The sequence below is a fragment of the Nitrosovibrio sp. Nv6 genome, assembly GCF_900110495.1.
Taxonomy (GTDB): domain Bacteria; phylum Pseudomonadota; class Gammaproteobacteria; order Burkholderiales; family Nitrosomonadaceae; genus Nitrosospira.
Genome location: NZ_FODX01000002.1, coordinates 65,268 through 88,585, shown reverse-complemented (window position 1 = coordinate 88,585; position 23,318 = coordinate 65,268). Strand labels below are relative to the sequence as shown.

Genomic DNA, 23,318 nt, shown 5'->3' with positions numbered 1-23,318 from the left:
GGCGCCGGTCTGACGGTCGCCGTTCTTGAGACCAGGTCGTCTGGTCGGGCACTGCAGATGACTGATTTCTATGCGGTCATTGGCAATCCCATTGCTCACAGCAAGTCGCCGTTGATTCATGCCGAGTTCTCCCGGCAAACCGGTCAGGATATGCGCTACGAGGCCATACTGGCTCCGATGGATGCATTTGCCGCAACGGTAACCGGTTTCAGGCAGCGCGGCGGCAGGGGTGCGAATGTGACCGTTCCATTCAAGCTTGAAGCCTGGGAGATTTCGAACAGTCTGACGGAGCGGGCAGCAGCAGCTCAGGCGGTTAACACGCTCGTGTTCGAGGCTTGCAGGATTGCCGGCGATAATACGGATGGGGCCGGGCTGGTGCGCGACATCGTAGTCAATCTGGAATTTTCACTTAAAGCCAAGCGGGTTTTGCTGATGGGTGCGGGGGGGGCGGCCCGGGGTGTTGTATTACCACTGCTGGAACATGAACCTTGCATATTTGTCATCGCTAACCGTACCAGACAAAAAGCCTATGAATTGCAGCAGCAATTTTTACGCCAAGGCTGCGGGAACATCGTTCCCGTAGATTACGCTGATCTTGCTGGGGAAAAATTCGACCTCGTCATCAATGGCACCTCAGCCAGCTTGCAGGGCGAGCTGCCGGCGCTTCCCCCCGATATTTTTGCCGCCAAGTCGCTGGCTTATGACATGATGTACAGCAATGGATACACGCCTTTTCTGAAATATGCCAGGCAGCAGGGCGTGACGCGCCTGGCTGATGGTATCGGCATGCTGGTAGAGCAGGCAGCAGAATCCTTCTTTTTGTGGCGTGGAATACGGCCAAAAACGGCGCCGGTAATTGAAATACTCCGATCTTGTTCGATAAGTTAAAAAGCATAATGGCGCCACAAACACATGGGAACGTTCATCAAGCGCTGGTTCTGGCGGATTCTTTTGCTTTTCATCGGCGGTGTACTCGTTTATCAGTCCTGGATTTTCAGCCATGTGGTTTACTGGAATTTTTACAATCCATCTTCCAGCGCTTTCATGCAAGATCGCCTGGACGCATTACGCAAAAGAAATGCAGCTGCGGTATTGCGCGCGCAGTGGACCCCTTACGACAAGATTTCTCCCAGTCTCAAGCGGGCGATTATTGCTGCCGAGGACAGCAAATTTTTAACGCATGAGGGGTTTGATTTCGAGGCCATTCAGAACGCATATGAGAAAAACCTGAAAAGGGGCAGGCTGGTTGCGGGCGGATCCACCATCAGTCAGCAGCTGGCAAAAAATCTGTTTCTTTCCGGCGAAAAAACGCCGTGGCGGAAAATCCAGGAGGCCCTCATCACGCTGATGTTGGAAAACGTGATGTCCAAACGCCGCATACTGGAAATTTATCTGAATGTAATCGAATGGGGCCAGGGGGTGTTCGGCGCGGAAGCGGCGGCCCGTCACTACTACGGCGTCTCGGCATCTACTCTCACTGCAGAACAGGCCGCTCGCCTCGCCGCCATGATTCCCAATCCCCGCTTCTACGACAAGCACCGTAATACATCCTGGTTATCGAAGAAGACCGGCATCATAGTCAGCCGGATGGCGTCCGCCAGGATTCCCTGAAGTTTGAACGATGGCGCAGGGGGATGCTTGCTTTGCGTTCGCCACCCGCCCTGTCATAATATCGGGCCAAAATTTCCCTACAATCAGACACCCTGGTTCATCAAGGGCGATCCGAAATGACAAAATCAAGTAACCGCAGGGAAACCGAAAATCTGCAGGAGCATTTGCAGCGGGTAATCCATTTGTTGTACCAGCACAAGCTGGTGGAAGGGCTCGTGCAAACGCAGACAGTGCCGCATCAGGAGTTTGAGGAAGCCCTGATGCACAGGCAGAGTCTCACTGAGCTGCGAACGCTTCTTGACAAACTTCACCCTGCCGACGTCGCCCATATTCTGGAGGCGATGCCGCTGGAAGACCGTCTTTTGATCTGGGATCTGGTCAAGGCGGAGCGTGACGGCGAAATTCTTCTGGAAGTCTCGGACGCGGTGCGCGAAACGCTGATTGCCACGATGAACAGCGGAGAGATGCGCGCCGCGGCAGAGCAACTCGACGCCGACGAAATCGCCGATATCGCTCCTGACCTTCCGCGTTATGTTCTTGATGATGTGTTTCAGTCGCTTCCGATGGAGGAACGCGAGAAGTTGCGGGCGGCCATGTCCTATTCGGACGATTCAGTCGGCGCGCTGATGGATTTCGAGGTTGTGACTATTCGTGAGGATGTGACGCTGGAAGTGGTGCTGCGCTATCTGCGGCGGCTGGAGGAACTGCCCGACCATACTGACCAATTATTCGTTGTGGATCGGGAAGAACATGTCAAGGGCATACTACCGGTAAACCGGCTGCTGGTAAGCGACCCCGATGCCAAGGTGGGTTCAGTGATGACCACCGAGATGGTGGTCTTTCACCCCGATGAGAAGGCACACGAAGCGGCACAGGCATTCGAGCGCTATGATCTTGTTTCCGCTGCCGTGGTCAATGTGGAGGACAAACTGGTGGGACGCGTTACTGTTAATGCGGTGATGGATTTTATCCGCGAGGAATCCGCAAGCGAAGCGCTGAGTCTGGCGGGTCTGCGGCAGGAAGAGGATTTGTTCGCGCCAGTCTGGAAAAGCCTGAAGAACCGCTGGACCTGGCTTGCGATTAATCTGGTAACCGCTTTTATTGCATCGCGCGTGATAGGCGTATTTGAAGATTCAATTGAAAAACTGGTGGCGCTGGCGGCATTGATGCCGATCATAGCCGGGATCGGCGGCAATTCCGGCAACCAGACCATCACGATGATTGTGCGAGCACTTGCTTTGGGACAACTTAATGCAGGCAATGCCCGGATGCTGTTTGCCAAGGAAATAGGTGTGAGCGCCGTGAACGGGTTGGTGTGGGGCAGCGTGGTAGGTTTATTCGCGTTCCTGATCTACCGCAGCATTTCCCTGAGCCTGGTGATGACGCTCGCAATGATGTTGAATCTGCTGCTGGCGGCGCTAGTGGGGGTGCTGATTCCTCTGACGCTTCATCGGCTGGGCCGCGATCCGGCAGCAGGCTCCAGTGTAATGATTACCGCAGTCACCGATAGTGGGGGATTTTTTATTTTCCTGGGGCTGGCTACGATTTTTCTTGTGTAACCAGTCCGGTGCAGCCAGCCTCCGGAGGGGCGCTATCATAACGGCGGCTGTACAATTTTGGACATCGGACTAAGGCAGAATCGTCTCGCCAGCCATCAATTGCGCCACCGATTCGCGCTCACGGATAAGATGAACCTGGTCGCCATCCACCATCACTTCTGCGGCGCGGGGGCGGGTATTGTAATTGGAGCTCATGCTCATGCCATATGCGCCAGCGGACATGATCGCTAGCAAGTCTCCCTGGGAGAGTGCAAGGTTCCGGTCATGTCCCAGAAAGTCGCCCGTTTCGCAAACCGGTCCGACAACCTGATAAGTTTTAACGCTACCGTCATCCCTGACATGGACCGGAAGGATTTCATGATAGGCATCATACAGCGCCGGGCGCATGAGGTCATTCATGGCAGCGTCCGCGATGGCGAAATTCCGATGGGATGTATGCTTGAGATACTCGACACGCGTAAGCAGTACACCTGCATTTCCCACCAACGCCCGACCAGGTTCGATCAGGATGCGCTGCTTACGCGGGCCAATGCCGGCGCATAAGGCTTCGACATATTCCCGGGCCCGCGGCGGGTTCTCCCCGGTATAACGTATTCCCAGTCCCCCGCCCAAATCCACATGATCGATTTGCAATCCCTGGTTTTCGAGGCGATCAAGTAATCCGAGCATTTTCTCGCTGGCTTCGGCAAAGGGGCCGAGGTCGGTCAATTGAGAGCCTATGTGGCAATCCAGTCCGGTAACGCGTATGTTATGTAGCCCTTTGGAAGCTGCATACAACGATTCCGCCTCATCGAAGGGAATGCCGAATTTATTTTCCTTGAGGCCGGTAGAAATATAAGGATGCGTTTTGGCATCCACATCGGGGTTGACCCGCAGGCTCACTGGCGCGATTTTATTCATCTCCCCAGCGACCTGATTCAATACTCTCAGCTCCGCTTCCGATTCCACGTTGAAGCAGAATATGTCGGCGGCAAGCGCCGCCCGCATTTCGTCCGGCTGCTTTCCGACTCCAGAAAAAACTGTTTTTTGCGGATCGCCACCCGCTTTGAGCACACGCTGCAGTTCTCCGCCGGAGACTATGTCGAAGCCGCTGCCGAGCCGGGCAAACAAGTTGAGAATGGCCAGATTGGAATTGGCCTTGACCGCATAGCACACCAGATGATCGCGCCCGGCAAACGCGGCGTCAAATTCCTCGTAAGCGGCAACCAGTGCCGCACGCGAATAAACATAGCAAGGTGTACCAAACTCCTGCGCGATGCGTTCCAGTGGTACCGATTCACCGCAAAGCCTGGCGTTGCGGTAATTGAACGAAGGGAATCCGCTCACTTATCTTTCTCTTCATCCTGAGATTGCTGCGGCTGTGACTGCGGCTGCGGCTGTGGTGAAGGCGACTCTTTCTGCGGAAGGTAGAGAGGCCCCTTGAGGCCGCAAGCGCTAAGCAGCAAGGCTATCAGGAGGGAAGCGGTGAGCGTACGCATGGGGCGGTGCAAGAACGATGAAATGGAAATACTAACACAAAGGGTAAGAACCTCAGAATATGTGTCGGTAGTCACAGCATGTACTCCACTGAAAGCTTATTCAGGGCTTTTTAAACAGTTAGATCGATTTCTGGAAGTGGCGCAATTGTGCTGGCCGCGTTAGTCAGCTCCCAACACACAATCGACATTCGGTAATAACGTAAAACCGGGTCTAGCTCAGTTGTAGTTGCCCCGTTAAGGGTACCTGTGCGGTTATTGCGAATCGGCCGGAAGAGGAGGCCCCATCAGACAGCACCATGCCCTTTTCGCCAAATAATCAAGGGTAAGCCTCTTCCAGCGGGATGATGCGGTACACCGCGTTTTTCCTCCTTTGCCAGCTACCTTGAGATGCGCGACCCGCGACCTCCGCGTGTGCCCTTGAGCGTTACATATTCCTGCATCAAACAGCCCATGCGCCTGGTGATCACCGATTACGGCTGTCTTGCCCGTCGTAGTTTCCACGACGGCGGTTTTACCGCCTTAACCGGATTGTGGGTAACGGCATTTTTCTCGCACAAATATTCAAATAAAGAATGGCAGCGCAGCTGGGGTCGGATGGTTGTACCACTCAACCGGCGGTACTTCAGATCATCATGGCAGGCGTGACATGAGAACGGATTAATTATTGATGACATTAATTAAGTGTTGAAAGAGGGTCCCGAATGGTATCGCGGTCTTGACTCTATTGAGTGCAGTACGGCCACTCGATATGAAAGCCAAAACGGCGTTAGCAGTTGGTTGTTGGGAGTCATCGGAAGTATTCGCAACTGACAATTCGATTGTATCGGTCCGCAGTCTTACGGCAAAGCAAACGAAGCTAGGTGTAAATTGCCCTCAAACTATTTCCTATCGTCAGCGCATCTGCGTCCAATTCAATTGGAGCTACTATGTTTTTATTGAATAGTCAATAAAAAGAAGACATATAAAACAGCTTCTTTTCTTATCTTAACTCGTTTTTTAATACATTAGAGTACTGCTGAGCTATCAAGAAATATTTGATAGCCACCCCTCATTTTCTCAATCGAGATAGAAACTTCAAACCTGACTTAGGGAGAAATATTATGAGCGTGCTTTTTGCAACACCTGGGAATTGGGACGATGGCCGGCTAGTCACTTTAGATCCAAGTAACAATCAGTACGTTTGTACAACCATCCAAAATGGCGCAAATGGCATATTCCTTTATAACGCGGCGAACGCCGATCATGATACGACAGTAACCATAGTAACTACCAATGCGACAGCTCCAGTCAAAGTCATTGTTCCTGGCACGACGGGAAACCAGGGGCTTGCCGCAATCGTATTAGTTAATGGGAATGTAACAAATACCGTTACCATCAGCTTAACCAGTAATCAACCGTCCGATTCCAAGATAAGTGCATTTATTGGAAGCCTCGCGTTTCCTATTAATACTTCCGGCATCAATAACAAAAGCCTGCCAGTAAATGGAGTTACTCAGAACTTTACGGCATTTACACGGTTTTATGCGGTACCCGCTTCTACCTGGTATCAAATGAATTTGCAAAGCAATATCACGCAGTTTTATGCAGCCCAGTTTGGGCCAGGGTCATCAGCTGTCAGCATCTATTGCGTGAATCCCGGACCTTTGGCAGAGGCTAATATTTATCAGGCCGATCCAGGTAACCCCGTCAGCTACAAATTTATTCTGCCAGCTCCTAATCAACCACAGCAACAGATCTCGGCTTCATTATTTGGTAATGGTTCCCAGTTCGTCTGGATCAATGCCGATAGCATTCAAAATAGCCAACAGGCAACTATCTCCCTCCAACAACTCTAGTATCTTTTGCTACGCCTCTCTGCAAGTCATAGCTCGATCTATGAAGGTAAGCAACTTAATATCGAATTAATACTTGCAGTGACGGCGTAGAGTTATTTTTTACCAATAAGCGGTCTTCGATATTTATCCAATTTGACTTCAGGCCAGCCGAGAGGCGGTTTACCCATCGCACGATACTGTATCGAACCCGGGCTTCAGCCCAAGGCAGAAACCCTCAACTGTATAGAGCGATTCCATAATCAAAAAAAGAGGCCTGCTGGAATGCCGGTCCTGCCAGGACTGCATTAAACCGGAAGAAGCTGTGTTTGCAACCTGGGTTCCTTAATGAAGGGAACAGCGTCATGCCATGTCATTATTTATCAATCGTATAAGGGGAATTCAAATGATTTCAATGAAAAATATATTTTTAGCGCCCCTGGGAGCTCTATGCATATTGACAATATCGGTGGGTGAGATCCAGGCAGAAAATCATCTCTCTCCCTTAAGAGAGGGCAATTCATCAAGCAACGACCTTTCGAGCGCAAGCGCTGGCAAGGTGCGCACCAGGATCGACAGCCTGCGTGGAAAAGATGACAAAGTGTTTGCCAACGATGACGATTACGCGGATAAGAACAAGGGACGCGACCGCCGGCGCGGAAGAGATGACCACGAGCCATTGCCGCTCGATCAGTATCCTGATGTTTATAACAATTATATACAGCCCGTGGCAATTGCGATCGATTACCACAACGGGATGGTTTATCTCTTTAACTATGAAAACGACAAGTTGATAATCATAGACCCGACCACGCTTCCCGGCTGGCCTGGAAACGTTCCCTTGCAGCACACGGTGATGATGCCCGAGGGAAAAAAGATTTATATTACTTCCGACAATACGCAGGACCACCCATCTTATATCATCGCCTTGAACGTGAACGACATCAATTGGGATACACGCTTGGCGTCGTTAACCGTGAATGCGGTGCTGGCAGCCGATTCCCCGAACAATCCCTCTGAATTGCCGTTTGTCACACCAGTCAACCAGGTCCAGGCCATCCCCAACTGGCTGATTGGCAGGGGAACCCAGATTCATGGACCCACGCTGCTACCCTACTCCGATTTCCTCTACTTTACGGAATTTACGTCGGACAGGATACGTGTGATCAATCACACAACGAACAAGTTTGTGAGTTTTGATCCTATTGTCATACCTGGCTACACTGAGCAGACGCACGGGGTAAATTTCAACAGGTCGGGAACCATTGGCCTTGGAACAGGATACTTTTTTGACAATAGTGTCATCGATGTATACAAACCCAACAGGGAAACCGGTGAACTGCAAACAGTAGGTCAGATCATGCTGGGCAACGAGAAGAAGCATGCGGCTTTCACCCACTTCGTCTACTGGCTGGATGAGCGCTACGCTGTCACCGCATCCATGCAATTAGACAAAACTTCCCTAACACCTTCAACCACGAACCATATCATCCCGCCGAGCGTTTGGCTGCTTGATACTCAGGAGGGGACAGCAAAGGAAATAGTCAAGAACACCAATCATGCCAATGGCCATGGAGTGTTTCGTTCTGCATCCGATATTGCGGTAGTGAATGGAAAACTATATATCGCAGAAGAAGATACCCTTGACTACACGTTCGGTAACGACGGGTACATTTCCGTGTTCGATTTAACCGATCGAGAAAAGCCGCAGTTCATCAAGAGACTTCGACCCGGCTTCGAACTCCCCAAAGGATATTCCGTCGCTCATACGATCAGCCCGACGCCAGACCATCGACACTTGCTGGTGGCTAGCTGGGTTTCCGGCTATGTGCTGAAGATCGATACGGAAACAGATACCGTCGCCAAGGTGTGGGGTCCGAGTGACGGTCTCGTGAAGCCACATGGCATATTTGCGGCGGGCGGACTGCGCTAGTTTCCGGTTATCCCGCTTTATACCCGCCCATTTGTTTTTCCTGGGATTCATCCCGGGTGAACAAGATGGGCTCCCTTGATGAACTACCAAGGTGATCGCAAATTGATATGAAATTGAAATGGATAAACGAAATCCAATCAGGGGCATTCCGGAAACGTCTTTTTCCGGGTGCGCTGACAGCATTTTTCCTATTTGCCCAGGCCAGTATCGAAGCGGCCACTGTCATCCCGGCCTATCCGATACCCTTGCGGCCTGAAATTATCGGTCAACTGAAACAAGCGCATGCGGACAAGGATACGCAGTGGCAACTGGTTGTTTTTGGTTTTACGCATTGCAAGGATGTCTGTCCTGCCTCTCTTGCCAATCTATCCATGCTCGTCAATGCGGCCGCGGCTGAAAAGATCAAGCTGGACGGAATCTTCGTCACGGTGGACCCGGACAGGGATACTGACGCTGTTCTTTCACGCTACACCAAAGTCTTCGGATCGAATCTTGCCTATTTGCGTTTTGAAGGTGAAGAACTGGAGCGATTCAAGGCCGCTTTCAGCGTCGAGACCGCTTTTTACACAAAAAATCCCGGAAATATGCAGAACTATCAGGTAGACCATAGTACTACCGCATTTCTGATTGATTCCAGGGGAAATATCAGGGTGATATTTGATGCGCTGAAGGATGCGGCTCAAATGGAGCAGATATTTCGTGAGAATAAGGCCCTGTTCGAGTCATGATTTGGACTGTCGCACTCATCCCATTGCTGCTAATCGTCTCTCTCACCGCATCTGCGATGCAGATCGATGCCGATCCTCGTGTCATTGTATCGTTCATGGATAAGTCGCTTTCTCCAGAGCTCGACATTCTATCCGTAGCAACCGATATTTCCGTGGATAATCATCTCGTGTTTCAAGTCAAGACCAGGGGAGAACGGGCAGATGGGGAAGCTGGAGATCACCTGCTGCTGCGTATACTGAATGGGAAAATTTATGGTTTCCTCATTCCGATAAATAAAGAAGATGGCGATAAGGTACTGATGTATGAAAGCGCGCCTCAGCATGACGGCGCTATATTGCCCCAGGTATTGGAAACGTCGCGTGGAAATGCCCGGTCAGTAGCTTTGAATGCCAAGCGTATAGTCAACGGAGCAGAATTTATTCTGCCTCTCGACTGGGTCGATTTTGGTGAAAATTTTGGTTTCGATGCTTACACCGTCAAGGCACACGTGCAAGGGAATATTGTAGAGATCACTGAGATATACGATCAGGCAGGAAAAGGCCGCGGTGGACGCAATATTTTCTCCGCCGTTACCCTTCTCAATAAACTCTGCACGCCACAACGGCTGCGATCAAATCAATGACTTAGAACTCGACAGCCCTGAAAGTTCTGCCAAGCTTCAAGGCGATGCTCCTGATGCAAATATCGGGGTCAGACCACCAACTGCCTCGAAGAAATCCTTATACTGTCCAGCCCCATAGCCACATTTCTCCCCATGCGCCCAGCTAAAAAATACGTCGTTGTCGAGTCCCGGGAAGATGGTGGTGTCGAGGTCTATAAAATGAAGGAGTGGTGCCGCGCGCATCCACATGATCCTCCGATGGACCCAAACCAGACCAACTCACAAACGTTGCGTCGCGGCTTCAGAGAATTGGGATGGACAATCGACGAAACCGACACACAGGTTCGATTTTTCCGACGTGGCACAGCGGCGTTGGTCGATGAGACGCTTGGCAGCAGTGAAGATCAAATTTCGGATAGCGATGAGGCACAGGATTCGAGAGAGACAGTATTTGAACTCGAATATCAGTTACGCGACTTTATTGCACACAATATCGAAACGATCGACATCGATGGAAAACGGCTTAAATTGTATGTTGATCCCACTGGTCGTGACGGAATCGAATTTCAGACTGAGGTGGGCATCATCGACATTCTCGCCACCGATGACGAGGGTGCGTTTGTCGTGTTCGAGTTGAAACGCGGTCGTGTTCCCGATCAAGCTATCGGTCAAATAGCAAGATATATGGGCTGGCTTAAAAAGACTATTTCAAAAGATCAACCTGTTCGAGGCATCATCGTTGCCAAGGCGATTAGCAGAAATCTACGTTTCGCGATCGCGGCGGTACCAAACGTCTCGCTATTCGAATACGAGGTCAGCTTTACGCTAAAAAGAGTTGCGGAAGCGATTGAACTTCATAGTTGTTGATCTGCTTGCATTCTTCCTACTTGGTATCTGATACAGGTTCAAACAGGTTTGCAACATACCGGACTTGCCATCACCCGACGCCCCTCAATTTCTTCCTGGCCGCCGCATACTCCGGATATACACTTCCCACCGTCCGCCAGAACGCCTTGGAGTGGTTCATTTCGATCAGATGCGACAACTCATGCACTACGACGTAATCCACCAAGTCGAGCGGCTTCTGGATCAGCCGCCAGTTGAGATGGACGATGCCGCGCGAGTTGCAACTGCCCCACAGGGTTCTGGCCCGTGATAATCGTATTTGCGGCAGCTCAACGCCAAGCTTATTCGCATACAGCGCAATGCGCTCGCTGAAGCATGTCATTGCCCGATGACGATACCATTCCATTACCGCGCTTTCTATTTGCTGGGCTGTGAGGGCGGACGGCAGAGGTAATGTCAGTTGCTTATCCTCAAATTCGCTATTCAAATTGGCTGGAACCATTTGCACAGCGCCAGCAGCGGTAACTGTCACCTGCCAGGGCTCTCCCAGCAATGAGAAAATTGCCCCTTCGTGCCACATGAGCTTGGCGGATTCCCGGTTTTTCCATTCATCGAGTTTTTGTACGATCCAGTCGGCTTTTTTTTTCAATACCGATTCCACCCAGCGTAACGACTCTCTCAATGGAATACGGACGGTCAAGCCGTCGCTGCTTATTCTCATGCCAATGGTTTTTCGCCTGCAGCGCATGAGGGTATAAGCCACATCGGTGCCGTTCAGGCTGATATGGCGAAGCTCGTTTGCTGCCAGATTACTCGTCCTGGGAGATCGGGGTGAGTTTCTCTTCATGTTCATTATCTGGATTCGGGTTGTCAATGTGCGCCATCTCGGCTTCGATCCAGGACTCAACTCTGGCATTGAGATCGGCAGGCTCCATTCCCGCGGGATCTATCGGCACGCCGATGCTGACGGTTATCGTGCCGGGCAGTTTGATGAGGGCGTTCCTGCCCCAGAACCGTCCCGCGTTATGCGCCACAGGTATCACCGGCGCACCGGTATGCGTGGCAAGCCATGCGCCGCCTATGCCATATCTGCCTTTTTTGCCGGGGGCTATGCGTGTTCCTTCCGGGAAAACCACTATGCAGAACCCTTTCTTAAGCCGGTCTTTCCCCTGCTCGACGACCTGTTTCAGCGCTGCTTTTTTCGAACTGCGGTCGATCGCTATCGGACTGGTCATTGCCAGGCCCCAACCGAAAAATGGAACAAGCAGCAACTCTTTTTTCAGTACCCATACCTGGGGTGGGAATATCTGCTGAAACGCGAGTGTTTCCCACGCGGACTGATGTTTGGACAGGATGATGCTCGGCACATGAGGAATATTTTCCATCCCTATCACCCGATAACGGATGCCACAGATGATACGGAGCAGAAACAACATCAGATGCGCCCAGCCGGAAGTGATGCGATAGCGCTTGAGCGGGTGTAGCGGGAATGCGGCGAACACAATCAGGAAATAAAAGGGAGTGATAACGACCTGCAAGAGCGTGTATAACGCCGAACGCAGCGCCGACAAAACCCAATTCATTGGGTCAGGACATCGACAGCCGCGGAGAGATTGGAAAATACTTTAGTATTTTCCGGCAACCCACCCTCTGCTTTGGTTTTTTTTCCTTTGCCCGTCAGTACCAGGACCGGGATCGCAGCGACTGCGGCCGCAGCCTGCAAGTCGCGCATCGAGTCGCCGATCGCAGGCACGCCTTTCAACTCCACACCAAAGCGGTCGGCGATTTCCTTGAACATTCCAGTTGCCGGCTTGCGGCAATCGCAATTGTCCGCATTGGCATGAGGGCAGAAAAACATCGCATCGATGCGGCCGCCTGCCTGAATCACTGCCTTGCACATCTTGTCGTTAATGGCATTGAGCGCCACCATATCGAGCAGACCTCGGCCGATGCCGGACTGATTGGTGGCAACCACTACGCGATACCCCGCCTGCGTAAGATGTGCGATGGCTTCCAGACTGCCGGGAATGGGTTTCCACTCGTCGGGCGTTTTAATAAAGGCGGCACTGTCGTAATTGATGACGCCGTCGCGATCGAGAATGACCAGTTTCATGTTAGGTAGCCTGGATTTAAGTTGCCAACCTGGAGATATCGGCTACGCAATTCATGGCATGGTGCAACCGTGCGAGCAGGGCAAGCCGGTTGCGGCGCAACGCCTCATCTTCAGTGTTAACCATTACATTATCGAAAAAGTCGTCTACCGGCTGTTTTAACGCGGCCAGAATTTGCAGTGAAGCGTTGTAGTCGCCAGCCGCGAAGGCTGCGTCGGCTTTGGGTACAATGTGGCTCAGCGTCTGGTGCAAAGCCTGCTCAGCAGGTACTTGCAGTAGCGAGGTACTGACCTCTTCTCGCATAGCGACATCAGCCTTCTTGAGAATGTTGCCGACACGCTTGTTGGTTGCGGCGAGACTTTCCGCGTCCGGTAACGCAGCGAAGGCGCGTACCGCTTCCAGCCGTTTTTTTACATCGTTCAACTGTTGAGGCCGCAGCGCAAGCACTGCGTCAATTTGTTGTGGAGAGAAACGTGGGCGATCCTCGGCAGGTTCCGTATTAATGCGTTTACCTGGCTCAATCGCCTGCTCATCAGAGGACTCGATACTGAAATAGTAACGAAGCCGCTCATAAATGAAATCACTCAGCGCTTCTGACGTTCCGTTAATCTTCGGGCCAAAAATACCTGTAGTTTGCTCAAGTAAAACATCCAACGGAAGCGGAACTTCCTTTTCGATCAATATTCGTATTACGCCCAGTGCATGACGGCGCAAGGCGAACGGATCTTTGTCTCCTGTTGGAATTTGTCCGATGCCAAACATACCCACCAGCGTTTCGAGCTTGTCCGCCAGTGCCACGCAAATACCGACCATATTACGCGGCAACGCATCTCCCGCGAATCGTGGCTTGTAGTGGTCTTCAATTGCATCCGCCACGTCGTTAGCCAATCCATCGTGTCTTGCATAATAACGCCCCATGACCCCTTGCAACTCCGGGAATTCGCCCACCATATCGGTGAGAAGGTCTGCTTTGGACAGCATTGCGGCTTCGCCAGCCTGCGCCGCAAGTTCGTTGCCGCCCAACCGAAGGCCAACCGCCTGCGCAACCGCCCAAATCCGCTCGACGCGCTCCGCCTGAGTACCCAGCTTATGGTGATAGACCACCTTATCCAAACCGGCGACGCGTGAAGCCAATGTCTTCTTGCGATCCTGATCGAAAAAGAATTTCGCATCCGCCAGCCGCGAGCGCAGCACGCGCTCATTGCCGGCAATTATCTGGCTGGCATCAGCCGGGCGGATGTTGGAAACGATTAGAAATTTATGAGAAAGCGTGTCGTCCGCGTCCAGCAGCGGGAAGTATTTTTGATGCACTTTCATGGTCAGGATCAAGCATTCCTGCGGTACATCCAGGAACTCGGATTCGAATTCACCAACCAGTACATTTGGCCGTTCGACTAACGCGGTAACTTCGTCTACCAATGCATCATCCTGGATCAATTTGAGGTTTTCCCGGCTCCCAATCGCCGTCAACTGGCGTTCGATTTCGGCCCGGCGCGCGGAGAAACCAGGGATTACCGCGCCCTCCGCTTCAAGCTGTTGCGCATAGCTGTCAGCGTCTTCCAATATCAGCGGGCTCATATTCGCTTCGAAGCGGTGGCCTTGTGTCTCGCGTCCCGCGTTCAAGCCCAACACACTGATGGGCACGATCTCCCTGTCATGCAGGGCGACCAGACCCTGCGCTGGCCGCACGAAATTCACCGTGCTCCAGCCGTCGCCAAGCTGGTAGGTCATCATGGTGGCAATCGGCAGCTTCTCAAGCGTTTCATCGATTGCTTTCTGTAAACCTTGTGTCAGCGTTACGCCTTTCACCATGCTATCCAGGAATAAAGCCTCTACCTTGCCGTCAAGTGCCCGCTTTAGCTGGGACACCGGCGGACAGGCGGCATCGCCGCAAAGGCTCCGTAATTTCTTGAGCAGTGCAGGTGTGGCTTGCCCGTTCGCATCCAGACCGACCGTTACCGGCATGAGTTTTTGCGAAATGGACTTATCAGCGGCTTGCGCCGCCACGTGTTGGATATGTACTGCGAGGCGACGCGGGGAAGCAAAAGGTGTGGCGGTAGCATCGTTCGCTGCCAGGCCTTGTCTCTTGAGGCTTATTGCCACTGTTTCCGCAAAACTGTCACCGAGCTTCTTCAGCGATTTTGGCGGCAGCTCCTGGACAAGCAATTCAACTAGAAGATTCCGGGTTGTCAGACTTTGAGTTGCATTAGTCAAGCGGCTTTCTCCATCAACTGCCTGGCCCACTCGGGCGGCGCCATGGGGAAGCCCAAACGTTTGCGGCTCTCATAATAAGCTTGCGCTACGCTGCGAGCGAGGTCGCGGATTCGTCCCATGTAGGTGGCTCGCTCGGTAACGGAAATCGCACCGCGTGCATCAAGAAGGTTGAAAGTATGCGCTGTTTTCAACACCTGCTCGTATGCGGGTAGGGCCAGTCCCTCTGCCACCAGATGCCGGGCTTGCGCCTCGTGACTGGAAAAGGCATTCAGCAGGAAGCTCACATCGCTGTGCTCAAAGTTATAGGCGGATTGCTCGACCTCGTTCTGATGATAGACATCCCGATAAGTGAGCCCTTTTGTCCAGATTAGATCGAACACGTTGTCCACGCCTTGCAGGTACATCGCAAGCCGCTCCAGGCCATATGTGATTTCGCCCGTGATCGGCTTGCAGTTCATGCCGCCGACCTGCTGAAAATAGGTAAACTGTGTCACTTCCATGCCATTCAGCCACACTTCCCAGCCCAGGCCCCACGCGCCGAGGGTTGGGTTTTCCCAGTCATCCTCGACGAAACGGATATCGTTTTGCTTAAGGTCGAAGCCAAGCTCTTCCAAGGAGCCGAGGTACAGTTCCAGCATATTGGAAGGCGCGGGTTTCAGCACTGCCTGGAACTGATAGTAATGCTGCAAGCGGTTGGGATTTTCGCCGTAGCGTCCGTCTTTCGGCCGACGGGTAGGCTGCACATACGCCGCTTTCCAGGGTTCGGGGCCAAGCGCGCGAAGAAATGTGGCGGTGTGAGAGGTGCCCGCTCCCACTTCCATGTCATAAGGCTGGAGTAGCGCACAACCCTGTTTATCCCAATATTGCTGCAAGGCGAGGATAATTTCCTGGAATGTGCGCATGGGAATGTCTGGACAAAATGAGGGTGCTTAACAACGCGATTTTACAGGTTTTTTCGTCTCCCGCGAGAAACGGGCAGCACGGCGATCAAAAGTATTATTCCTGCAAGTCCCAGCATCAGGCTATTGCCGAACCGGACATACGGAGTCGCACCGGTAAATCCTTGTGCAATACCGTGCAATGCGGTTGTGGTAAACACTTCTGCTTCCTGCAGCACCTCGCCACGCTCGTTGATGATGGCGGTAACCCCGGTGTTGGTGGCGCGCAGCATATAACGGCCGGTCTCGAGTGCACGCATTTGTGAAATCTGCAAATGCTGCCGCGGCCCGATGGACCGGCCAAACCAGGCATCATTGCTGACGTTGGCGAGTAGCGTTGCCTGGGGCAGTTGCTGAATTATTTCCTCCCCGAACACATCTTCATAGCAGATATTCACTGCCACTCGCTGCCCGGCGATTTTCATGGGTTGCTGGTCAAGCCCGCCGCGCGAAAAATCTGATAATGGGAATACCTTAGTGACCCAGCCGAACAGGAATTTCAATGGAATGAATTCACCGAATGGCACCAGATGGTGTTTTCGGTAACTCTGATCTGGCGAGGCGCCGAAGCTGAACATGGAATTGTAGTATCCGTTGCCTCCACTGCTCCCACCATCACCAGCCACCTCGATCATGCCGACCAGGATGTCTCCATCATTTTCCCTTGCATGGGCGGCAAGTTGCGCCAGGTAATTTGACGGTACTTTATCTCGGGGCAGCGGTATGGATATTTCCGGCGTGACGATCAGGCGGCTGTTACTCTCCAGGGTAAGGGCGGCATACCTTTCCAGGGAGTTGACGAGCTGATCCGCACGCCACTTCAGGTCCTGCGAGATATTCCCCTGCAACAGGCTTACTGTTACCGATTCGCCCTGTGGTTTGGTCCATTGGATATGCTGCAAGCCGAAACCGGTAACCCAGATTGCAAGCAAAGTGAACAGGTATTTTTTTTGGCGAAATTCTCGTTCAAACAACAGACATATAAGTGCTGAACTGCACGCCAGTATCATTGAGACGCCATAGACGCCTATCACTGGAGCAAAACCCGCCAGGGGACTCTGTGGAGCCTGAGAATACCCTAGTGTCAGCCACGGAAACCCAGTGAACAAAACGCTGCGTAGCCAGTCGGACAGCCCCCATAGCGCGCCCGAAGCCAATAACCAGATCGAAGGCGAAGCGATCCGAAGTTTCTTCAATATCCAGCCTGCCGCGGCGGGAAATAGCGCGAGATAGGCGCACAGAACAATTAGCGCGATGACCGCGGCCGCCATCGGCATTCCGCCGAAATCATGCAAGCTGACATAAATCCAGGTCACGCCTGCGCTGAACATACCCATGCCAAAAGTGAAGCCCAGTAGCGCCGCGTTGAAGGGTGTTGCACTCCTGCGCCAGAAATGGCACAGCAGCGCGAGCGTAAAAAGCGGAATCGGAAAAAGATAAAACGGCGCAAAACCGAGAACGGTAAGTGCGCCGATTAGAAATGAGATGCTTAATTGCGTGCGGATTGTATTTTTTGACACTTCAATAAATTTGTTTGCTAGCGTTGATGCCGCGGGACGGATATTCTGTCCGGTCAGATCGGAGGATCAAGCTCCAGTAGCGGTTGATTCCAGACGCCGATACGAACGGTCCGTGCAGGCTAGAGCGATATCGAACGATAGTGAAGTTTCTTCGCGGTTTATTGAGATGAGGCAATTCCAAAAATTCGTATGCGGAAATCAAGACAACAGGTCTTTTCCTCGGAAACAAAATACACAAAAAAACGCACGAACCGGCTAATATAAGAACTGAACAGTCACATCTTGTTTTTCGAAGCTTGATCCGGCAGCATTAACTTGAATGTCGAACCAACTCCTACTTTGGAATCGATTTCGAGTTTGCCACCCAAAAGTCGGGTAGCCTCCGTAGCAATGGACAGCCCAAGCCCCACGCCGGGCTTTCCATACGTATCGCCTCGCCGGAAGGCATCAAATAAATGAGTCAGATCTTCGGCCCCAATGCCAGGGCCCTGATCGCTGATGCTCAGCTCCCACCCGATGCCCTCCCTATTCGAGTTATTCCGAGCCGTTACTTTTATTCTGCCCCTTGAACTGTATTTTATTGCGTTACCCAGCAGGTTTTGCAACACAAGTGTCAGCAGACTTTCGTCACTGACAGTCTGCGCGTCGGCAGGCACGTCCAACTCCAGCGCTAGTCCCTTGGATTTGGCTTCGTGGGCTAACTGGTTGACAACTTGAGGTAGCAAAGAATTCAAATCGACTGGCTCTGCTACATGCGGAACATCGGTTTTGCGCAGTTGCTCGCACTGGAGCAATCGGTCCATGCCCATAGTGGTCTGAAGTATTGCTTGCTTGACGGACTCCAGGTCGACTGCACTGCTCGCATATTCGGGAATTTTAGCAAGTCTCATGGCGAGAAGCTGTATGTGAAGCAAGGCATGATGGAGGTGGTTCCGAAGATCATGCGAAAGAAATGAAAGATATTTGGATTGAACTTCGGTAGAAGCACTGATTTGCTGTTGCAGGTGCTCGGTAAACATGACGATTCCACTTTGAAGGGCCGTGTCCACGGCCATGTTCAAGGCGATATTATTTCGCACATCCAGTCTCTCATCCAGTTCCTCGGAAATTTGCTGGATAATGACCCGGCGAAGCAACCGGTACTCGACGACCAGTTCGCGCATATTATAATTTTCCTGAAAGCGCGATTCTCCATGCAGCTTGCTGCCTTCCACGAGATCGCGGGTGGCGACGGGTTGATCCGAAGCAAACGCATCGATAATCTCCTGCAGGATCAAGGGTACGGAATCCCGGAGACTCTTGAGTGTGAGCGCGTCGGCAGCCGGCAGTGTAAGAGCAACAGCAGATTCCCATTCCAGAAGAATGGAATCCTTCCGCAACGTCAGAGCCGATGCGAGAAGAGGGAAGGAGTGGTAAGCCAAGAGGTCAAGCGTCAAGTCGTCAGTCGACATAAATGCACCTTGTGCGCGTTTTCAATGCCAGATAATTTCGACGGATGTTACTGCTGATTTTGAGATCGCTTGCAGCCGCGCGCTTCGGCGTTGTCGCCGCGGTTTGCTGCTCGAACGGCGGCTTGGACGAACTGTAGATAAAGCGAGAAAGTATACCTTACCTGAGATTGGCGTATGGGAACTACGCTTCCTTTATTCTGCAGATTTTATGTTAGACTCTGCACCTCAAAAGCCATGAAGGGAATGAGGGATATCATGCCGGGCAACAAAGACAAAGCTTCAGCGCAGAGGCCGCAGGCACTGACAAAAAAAAGATTACGCTGGCTCATTCTGTTATCCAGTTTTCCCTTATTCGGCATGATGGCGGCTTTTGGTATTGCGCCGAATACTTCATTGGAAGAGGTGCCCGTCCAGCAGGTCGTCCTCGGGCTCGAGCTTCCTGAAATCCAACTTGATTCCAGTGCCGACATGACGTTTTGGCGGCAGGAACGCATTCAGCGCGGCGACACTTTGGCAACTCTGCTGTCCCGCCTCGATGTGGATAATCAGGAAGCGCTGACTTTCATGCGCGATGCCAGAGATATGAAGGCCATACATCAACTGGTGGCCGGCAAGACCATCCATGTGCAAACCACGGCTGCGGGTGAGTTGCTGCTGCTCCGTTACTTTCCCGGCGGCAGCGAGCAGATGGTGGTGGAAAAAACCAATGGCTCATTTAAGGTAAGCGAGAAACCAGCCCAGCTGGAAACCCACATCCAGATGAAATCGGGTGTAATAAACACCTCACTATTCGCTGCTATCGACAACGCGGGTGTGCCTGAAAGTGTTGCTACTCAAATCGTCGATATTCTGGCGTCCGAAATCGATTTTCATCGGGATTTGCGCAAGGGCGATCGTTTTACGGTGGTATATGATTCCCTTTATGGCAATGGCGAGCCCGCTAGAGCCGGCCGAGTACTCGCGGTGGAGTTCGTCAATCAGGGAACGCCCTATCGGGGATTATATTTCGAGGTCAACGGAGAAAGTGGTTACTACACACCTGACGGCAAGAGCCTGAAAAAAGCGTTTCTGCGTTCACCGCTGGAGTTTTCGCGCATCAGTTCCGGTTTTTCCGCTGGTCGCTTCCATCCTGTCCTGAAAACATGGCGTGCGCATAAGGGAATCGACTATGCCGCGCCGACGGGCACGGGGGTGAAGGCCGCGGCCGATGGGACTGTGGCATTTGTCGGCTCGCAGGGCGGCTATGGTAACGTCATTTTCCTGGATCATCAGGGATCGTACTCCACCGTTTACGGTCACCTATCAGCTTTTGCCAAAGGCTTGCGCAAGGGGCAGCGTGTCCGCCAGGGCGACATTATCGGCCGCGTCGGCGCAACGGGAATGGCTACGGGCCCGCACCTGCATTATGAATTCCGTTTCAAGAATGTCCAGCGCGACCCCTTGAAGGTGGCGATGCCCACTGCGGATCCCGTCCCGCCCAAACATATGGCTGGATTTTACGAATATACGAAATCATCGATGGCGAGGCTGGACATGCTGCGCGGCACCAGCCTCGCATTTCTTGATTAGCCTTGAATCAGGCGTTAATCCGAAATAGTGGGTTACCCAGGTGCATAGGCGGAAGGATTTGAAGACCGCTTACTATATCGGAATCATGTCGGGCACCAGTCTGGATGGGATAGATGCGGTGCTGGGTGATTTCAGCTCCTCGCCCCCATCCCTGCTGCACACCTTTTATCTGCCCTACGAGGCAGATCTACGCAGCCGCTTGCTGGACCTGCATTACCCAGGCCAGGATGAGCTGCACCGCGCAGCCATGCTCGGCAATGAACTTGCCCGTCATTATGCCGAGGCGGTGGCGGGCCTGCTTGACGAAAGCGGCCTGAAACCGGGGGACGTGGCAGCCATCGGTTGTCACGGCCAGACCGTACGCCATTGCCCGCAATCAGGGACCGGTTACAGTATCCAGCTATGCAACTCAGCATTGTTGGTTGAACTCACCGGCATTGCCGTGGCGTCGGATTTCAGAAGCCGCGATATAGCGGCAGGCGGTCAAGGCGCTCCCCTGGTTCCGGCGTTTCATCAGGTCTTGTTTCGAGATCCTCGAGTTCATCGTGTCATTGTCAATATCGGTGGGATCTGCAACCTCACCAGCCTCACGCCTGGTGGAGAAGTCAGCGGTTTCGACTGCGGACCCGGTAATATGGTAATGGACGCATGGAGTTGGCGGCATACGGGCGAGGTATATGATGAAAATGGGGCGTGGGCCGAATCCGGAAAAGTAATCCCGGCGCTGCTTGAAAGCCTTTGGGCAATTCCATTTTTTTCCATGGCGCCCCCAAAAAGTGCTGGCAGGGAGCTGTTCAATCTTGCCTGGCTGGATAGTTATCTAACTGGACAGGAGAACCCGGCTGATGTGCAGTCGACGCTGCTGCAGTTGACCGTTCGGGGAATTGCCGAGCCGCTGCTTGCCTATTTCCCGAGTGCGGCAGAAGTTTATTTATGCGGAGGTGGAGCGCATAACGCGGCATTGGTAGCGCGATTGCAAGTGGCGTTGCCTGACAAGAAGGTGTTATTAACCGACAGTCTCGGCGTCGATGCGGACTGGCTGGAAGCGTTTGCTTTTGCCTGGTTGGCAAAACAGGTGATCGAGGGGATTTCCGGCAATCTTCCGGCGGTAACTGGCGCAAGAGGCCACAGGCTGCTCGGTGCGATATATCCCGTTTGATCCCGACAATGAATACCTATCACGCCCCCATTTTTCTCTGCAAACAAAAACGGAAGCCTGAGCTTCCGTTTTTGTTTTATCCTACTCGCTGCCGTAAAAAGCACGCCACTGTATCGTCTGGCGCACGCCCCGGTTACATGGAAAATGAGGATCCGCAACCGCAGGTACTGGCGGCCCCTGGATTCTTGATAACAAACTGCGCGCCTTCGGCACTTTCCTGGTAATCGATTTCCGATCCGGCGAGGTACTGAAAGCTCATCGCATCTATCAGGAGCTTCACGCCATTCTTTTCCAGCACGATATCATCTTCGCTCGTTAGCTCATCAAATGTAAAGCCGTATTTGAAGCCGGAGCATCCTCCGCCCGCCACAAATACTCGCAGCTTGAGATCGGTGTTTCCTTCTTCTTCGATCAATTGACCGACTTTGTTTGCCGCGCTATCGGTAAAGATCAACGGAACCTGCATTTCGGCAACCAGGTTAGCCTCGGTTGGTGCGTTCATATTGAATTTTCCGAATAAATTAACCAGAAAAAATTATCCCCCGCTATTGCGCAAAGGTCAATCACTCTTGGCGACAGGGGAGGGTATGAGTGTCACCACCTTGTTGTCGGCTTGTGCCTCCAGATGATGAAGCATCCCGTCAACCGATGCGCCAAGTTGTATCTCCATGGTTTTATAATGGACATCACCGAAGATCCTGGCCTTGGGTTGCAGCTCTACATATTCGCTCGCATGGATGGCGCCTGTTATGGAGCCATTAACAACCGCGTGAGAAACCTGGATCTTTCCCTCGATGACTGCCTGATCGCTTAACACCAAAGCGCTGGGCCTGTCGCCCAGTGCGACAATATTTCCTGTAACGTGGCCGTCTATGCGTAATCCTCCACTAAAGCTGATATTGCCCTCGATATGTGTGCCCGCACCGATAAGCGAGTCAATCTGGTTTTGAGGCTTGCCTGTTTTTTTCCCGAACATTTTCTCTTTCTCTCCTTCACAAAGACAGATTCACGGTCTGCGTTAGCCTTGCCTGCGGTACGCCTTTTTCAAACACCTTCACTTGCATGCTGTCAACGACGGCGTCCGGCGGCAGATGGAAGGTATTTTCTATTCGCTGGTAAAACTTGAAGCTCAGGTCAGGTGCTTTTGAGGTGTTGTCGGCAAGAGGTAACACCATCTTTTCCCCATTTTGCTGGAAATTGACCGCAAATTCCAGGCTGCCCTGAAAATCCTTCGGACGCTGCCCGCCCTGGACCAGCAACATGCTATAACGATATTCGCCGGGCAAATTGCCTCGTTCCAGCTTTAAACGCCCGATCGAAAGCCGCTGCTCGGTTTTCCCGGTAGCCGACCCGAGACTCTGGAAAAACGCCAGATCCTCTTTCAGGCGAATATTTTCATCTTCCAGGCCTTTGATCTGCCGGGTGATATCTTCCCGCGCGACGAGGTCCATTTGTACCTGGCGATCAAGGCCCGCCACTTTCATACGCAGTTCGTCGTTATCCTGCTGAAGCCGTGCATTCACCTGTGACAGCCGATCCAATTCATGGCTTGTTTCATTCTTGTCAAAACCTGCAAACTTGCGGCCGGCATCGTACATCCCCCAGGACAGAACCACGGCCAATACAGCGAGGATGCCGACAACCAGCCATCGCACGTAAGCGGGTGTTTGCGGACGTATCGCCACTCTCGGCGCTGATATGCCGAACTTCCTCTTAAGCGTTTTAATCATAACCTGAGCAAAGCCTCATGACATCAAGCAACTACCGAGGCACAGCCGCAGTGTTTCC

At 52.4% G+C, this 23,318-nt stretch carries 22 protein-coding genes; 10 read left to right on the top strand and 12 right to left on the bottom strand.

Annotated elements, in window-relative coordinates; genetic code table 11:
• The first annotated feature begins 57 nt into the window (after positions 1-57).
• The 3 genes from aroE (at position 58) to mgtE (ending at position 3,170) form a co-directional block, all read left to right on the top strand.
• Positions 58-888 (top strand): shikimate dehydrogenase, encoded by an 831-nt coding sequence (aroE, locus tag BMX66_RS07185; protein WP_090880221.1) that lies wholly within the window; start codon positions 58-60, stop codon positions 886-888.
• 24 nt (positions 889-912) lie between these two features.
• Complete coding sequence (mtgA, locus tag BMX66_RS07180) at positions 913-1,611, top strand: monofunctional biosynthetic peptidoglycan transglycosylase (RefSeq protein WP_090880218.1); 699 nt, start codon at positions 913-915, stop codon at positions 1,609-1,611.
• Between the two features lie 116 nt (positions 1,612-1,727).
• Positions 1,728-3,170 (top strand): magnesium transporter, encoded by a 1,443-nt coding sequence (gene mgtE / locus BMX66_RS07175; RefSeq protein WP_090880215.1) that lies wholly within the window; start codon positions 1,728-1,730, stop codon positions 3,168-3,170.
• Between the two features lie 69 nt (positions 3,171-3,239).
• On the opposite strand, the gene lysA is transcribed toward mgtE, so the two are convergent.
• Together lysA and BMX66_RS07165 are read right to left on the bottom strand one after the other, a co-directional pair.
• The gene (lysA, locus tag BMX66_RS07170) at positions 3,240-4,496 is read right to left on the bottom strand and encodes a diaminopimelate decarboxylase (protein WP_090880212.1); all 1,257 of its coding nucleotides are present in this window, start codon (positions 4,494-4,496) and stop codon (positions 3,240-3,242) included.
• Positions 4,493-4,648 (bottom strand): LPS translocon maturation chaperone LptM, encoded by a 156-nt coding sequence (locus tag BMX66_RS07165; RefSeq protein ID WP_121169263.1) that lies wholly within the window; start codon positions 4,646-4,648, stop codon positions 4,493-4,495. The genes lysA and BMX66_RS07165 overlap by 4 nt, the downstream gene beginning before the upstream one ends.
• 1,100 nt (positions 4,649-5,748) lie before the next feature.
• Between BMX66_RS07165 and BMX66_RS07160 the strand changes: the two genes are divergently transcribed.
• The 5 genes from BMX66_RS07160 (at position 5,749) to BMX66_RS07140 (ending at position 10,589) form a co-directional block, all read left to right on the top strand.
• Positions 5,749-6,483, top strand: coding sequence for a hypothetical protein (locus tag BMX66_RS07160; protein WP_090880207.1), 735 nt, complete (start codon positions 5,749-5,751; stop codon positions 6,481-6,483).
• 382 nt (positions 6,484-6,865) lie between these two features.
• Positions 6,866-8,392 carry a YncE family protein gene (locus BMX66_RS07155; RefSeq protein ID WP_090880204.1) on the top strand — a complete coding sequence of 509 codons (1,527 nt, stop codon included), beginning with the start codon at positions 6,866-6,868 and terminating at the stop codon, positions 8,390-8,392.
• 107 nt (positions 8,393-8,499) lie between these two features.
• A complete protein-coding gene (locus tag BMX66_RS07150; RefSeq protein ID WP_090880201.1) occupies positions 8,500-9,120 on the top strand; it encodes an SCO family protein in 621 nt (206 codons plus the stop codon).
• Positions 9,117-9,743, top strand: a complete 627-nt coding sequence (locus BMX66_RS07145; protein ID WP_090880198.1) for a hypothetical protein — start codon at positions 9,117-9,119, stop codon at positions 9,741-9,743. Before BMX66_RS07150 ends, BMX66_RS07145 begins: the two co-directional genes overlap by 4 nt.
• 132 nt (positions 9,744-9,875) lie before the next feature.
• Positions 9,876-10,589: an endonuclease NucS domain-containing protein gene (locus BMX66_RS07140; RefSeq protein WP_177168754.1), complete on the top strand. Its 714-nt coding sequence runs from the start codon at positions 9,876-9,878 to the stop codon at positions 10,587-10,589.
• 70 nt (positions 10,590-10,659) lie between these two features.
• Here the strand turns inward: BMX66_RS07140 and BMX66_RS07135 are convergent, their stop codons facing one another.
• From BMX66_RS07135 to BMX66_RS07105, 7 genes are all read right to left on the bottom strand, one after another.
• Complete coding sequence (locus BMX66_RS07135) at positions 10,660-11,415, bottom strand: M48 family metallopeptidase (RefSeq protein ID WP_255398853.1); 756 nt, start codon at positions 11,413-11,415, stop codon at positions 10,660-10,662.
• Positions 11,378-12,151: a lysophospholipid acyltransferase family protein gene (locus BMX66_RS07130; protein ID WP_177168753.1), complete on the bottom strand. Its 774-nt coding sequence runs from the start codon at positions 12,149-12,151 to the stop codon at positions 11,378-11,380. The genes BMX66_RS07135 and BMX66_RS07130 overlap by 38 nt, the downstream gene beginning before the upstream one ends.
• Positions 12,148-12,681: a D-glycero-beta-D-manno-heptose 1,7-bisphosphate 7-phosphatase gene (gmhB, locus tag BMX66_RS07125; RefSeq protein ID WP_090880189.1), complete on the bottom strand. Its 534-nt coding sequence runs from the start codon at positions 12,679-12,681 to the stop codon at positions 12,148-12,150. Before gmhB ends, BMX66_RS07130 begins: the two co-directional genes overlap by 4 nt.
• Before the next feature lie 16 nt (positions 12,682-12,697).
• On the bottom strand, positions 12,698-14,872 hold the full coding sequence (glyS, locus tag BMX66_RS07120) for a glycine--tRNA ligase subunit beta (protein WP_090881014.1): 2,175 nt from the start codon (positions 14,870-14,872) through the stop codon (positions 12,698-12,700).
• Positions 14,873-14,889: 17 nt separating this feature from the next.
• Positions 14,890-15,795: a glycine--tRNA ligase subunit alpha gene (gene glyQ, locus BMX66_RS07115; protein WP_090880187.1), complete on the bottom strand. Its 906-nt coding sequence runs from the start codon at positions 15,793-15,795 to the stop codon at positions 14,890-14,892.
• A 41-nt stretch (positions 15,796-15,836) separates the two neighbouring features.
• Positions 15,837-17,351 carry an apolipoprotein N-acyltransferase gene (gene lnt / locus BMX66_RS07110; protein WP_090880184.1) on the bottom strand — a complete coding sequence of 505 codons (1,515 nt, stop codon included), beginning with the start codon at positions 17,349-17,351 and terminating at the stop codon, positions 15,837-15,839.
• 275 nt (positions 17,352-17,626) lie between these two features.
• Positions 17,627-18,802: a sensor histidine kinase gene (locus tag BMX66_RS07105; RefSeq protein ID WP_090880181.1), complete on the bottom strand. Its 1,176-nt coding sequence runs from the start codon at positions 18,800-18,802 to the stop codon at positions 17,627-17,629.
• A 255-nt stretch (positions 18,803-19,057) separates the two neighbouring features.
• On the opposite strand from BMX66_RS07105, the gene BMX66_RS07100 reads away from it, so the two are divergent.
• Positions 19,058-20,371 (top strand): M23 family metallopeptidase, encoded by a 1,314-nt coding sequence (locus BMX66_RS07100; protein WP_090881011.1) that lies wholly within the window; start codon positions 19,058-19,060, stop codon positions 20,369-20,371.
• 58 nt (positions 20,372-20,429) lie between these two features.
• On the top strand, positions 20,430-21,530 hold the full coding sequence (locus BMX66_RS07095; RefSeq protein WP_090880178.1) for an anhydro-N-acetylmuramic acid kinase: 1,101 nt from the start codon (positions 20,430-20,432) through the stop codon (positions 21,528-21,530).
• A 133-nt stretch (positions 21,531-21,663) separates the two neighbouring features.
• On the opposite strand, the gene erpA is transcribed toward BMX66_RS07095, so the two are convergent.
• Genes erpA through BMX66_RS07080 form a run of 3 tightly spaced genes read right to left on the bottom strand, consistent with a single transcriptional unit; the run spans position 21,664 to position 23,260 of the window.
• On the bottom strand, positions 21,664-22,032 hold the full coding sequence (gene erpA / locus BMX66_RS07090) for an iron-sulfur cluster insertion protein ErpA (protein ID WP_090880176.1): 369 nt from the start codon (positions 22,030-22,032) through the stop codon (positions 21,664-21,666).
• 57 nt (positions 22,033-22,089) lie between these two features.
• Positions 22,090-22,506 carry a bactofilin family protein gene (locus BMX66_RS07085; RefSeq protein ID WP_090880173.1) on the bottom strand — a complete coding sequence of 139 codons (417 nt, stop codon included), beginning with the start codon at positions 22,504-22,506 and terminating at the stop codon, positions 22,090-22,092.
• Positions 22,507-22,522: 16 nt separating this feature from the next.
• Positions 22,523-23,260, bottom strand: coding sequence for a DUF6776 family protein (locus tag BMX66_RS07080; protein WP_255398852.1), 738 nt, complete (start codon positions 23,258-23,260; stop codon positions 22,523-22,525).
• Positions 23,261-23,318 lie beyond the last annotated feature (58 nt).